Annotated in this window: 1 protein-coding gene and 1 pseudogene; both read left to right on the forward strand. The window is 64.9% G+C overall.

Annotation, left to right across the window (positions count from 1 at the left end; genetic code table 11):
• The first annotated feature begins 69 nt into the window (after window positions 1-69).
• Complete coding sequence (locus tag ODR01_RS25145) at window positions 70-1,377, forward strand: IS701 family transposase (RefSeq protein ID WP_316980463.1); 1,308 nt, start codon at window positions 70-72, stop codon at window positions 1,375-1,377.
• 271 nt (window positions 1,378-1,648) lie between these two features.
• Window positions 1,649-1,992: pseudogene (locus tag ODR01_RS25150) on the forward strand (transposase); the annotation flags it as partial.

A 1,992-nucleotide genomic window follows, 5' to 3' on the forward strand; every position in this document is an offset into this window, starting at 1 on the left:
TCTTACTGTGTCATAAAACGTGATTTTGTGGTAGGAATGGAGATTCGTATTGCTCGATAGGGGGTGAGCATGGATCTCCGTGAGGCGGGCGGCGGCAGCGAATGGCGATTTGAGGCCTATGTCGAGCATCTTTGCTCGGCGGTGAAGCATGCCGACCGGGCGGGGCCGTTGCGGGGCTATTGCCTGGGACTGCTGTTGCCGGGAGAGCGCAAGAGCGTGGAGCCGATGGCGGCGCGGATAGAGCCGGGGCGGGTGGGGGCGGCCCACCAGTCACTGCACCATTTCGTCGCCAAGGCCGATTGGTCGGAGGAGGCACTTCTGTCGGCGGCGCGCGCCGTCGCGCTGCCGGCCATTGAGCGTCATGGCGCCCTCCGCGCCTGGATCGTCGACGACACCGGCTTTCCCAAGAAGGGCGTGCATTCGGTGGGTGTGGCGCGGCAATACTGCGGGCAACTCGGCAAGCAGGACAACTGCCAGGTGGCGGTGACGCTGTCGGTGGCCAACGACCATGCGAGCCTGCCCGTCGCCTATCGGCTCTACCTGCCCGAGGCATGGGCGGCCGACCCGGTGCGGCGCCACGCGGCGGGGGTTCCGGAGGATCTCGTTTTCCAGACCAAGCCGCAGATCGCCTTGGCGCAGATCAAGGCGGCGCTGACCGCCGACGTGCCGCCGGGCGTTGTGCTGGCGGATGCCGGCTACGGCATCGACACGGCCTTTCGCACCGGGCTGACCGAACTGGGCCTCGCCTACATCGTCGGCATCCAGTCATCGACGAGCCTGTGGCCCCCCGGCACCGAGCCCCTGCCACCGAAGCCGTGGAGCGGGCGCGGCCGGCCACCATCGCTGGTTCAGCGGAGCGGCGAACACAAACCAGATTCCGCCAAGGACGTGGCGGAGGGCTTGCCGGCCGACGCCTGGCAAACGGTGACCTGGAGGGAAGGAAGCAACGCCGTTTTGCAATCGCGCTTTGCCGCCGTCCGCCTGCGGCCGGCCCACCGCGACACCTTGCGCAAAGAGCCCCGTCCGCAAGAATGGTTCTTGGTCGAATGGCCTGGGGATGCGCCGGAACCGACCAAATATTGGCTCTCGACCTTGCCCGACGACATGCCGCTCGCCGCTCTGGTCGACCGGGCCAAGTTGCGCTGGCGGATCGAGCGCGACTTCCAAGACCTCAAGCAGGAACTCGGCCTCGGCCACTATGAAGGCCGAGGGTGGCGAGGATTCCACCATCACGCCGCCCTGTGCATTGCCGCTTACGGGTTCCTCGTCACCGAGAGGAGTCTGATTCCCCCCTCAGGACCACCATCCGTCCCGTTCCGCCAGGCGCCTGGCCTACCCCATGGTTACCGACCCCGCGGATCCGCCGGTTCGTCCTGAGCGTCATGTCCGCACGTCGATCGCCACCCTGCGCATCACATTGACCCGCGCCTTGGCCCGCCGATTGGCCCGCTGCCCATGCTGCCAGCGGCCAATCCTACGAAATGAGCACTTTATGACACAGTAAGACTAAGAGATGGACGGAGCAACCGTCCCCACAAACAGACGTTACTGGGGTTAAAAAGATGGAAAACAATAACAACAAGGGCTTTGGCCTGCTCCCCACCGGCTCCCGCAGTTGATATGAGAGTCCGTCAGCAGGAGACGGACGATGAAGAAGAGCAGGTTTACCGAGGAGCAGATTATCGGCGTTCTGCGTGAGCAGGAGGCCGGAGCGAGAACGGCGGAAGTTTGCCGCCGACACGGGATCAGCGAACAGACGTTCTATCGGTGGAAGGCGAAGTACGGCGGTATGGAGCCGTCGGACGCTGCGCGGCTGAAGAGCCTTGAGGACGAGAACCGGCGCCTGAAGAAGCTTCTGGCGGAATCGATGCTGGACGTTGCGGCGTTGAAGGATCTCCTAGGAAAAAACTGAGATCGCCTGCGGCGCGGCGGGCCGCCGCTCTCCGCCTGGTTGGGGAGCACGGTCTCTCGCAGCGCCGTGCCTGCAGGCTG

Origin of the sequence: Shumkonia mesophila, from assembly GCF_026163695.1 — a bacterium.
Classification (GTDB): domain Bacteria; phylum Pseudomonadota; class Alphaproteobacteria; order Rhodospirillales; family Shumkoniaceae; genus Shumkonia; species Shumkonia mesophila.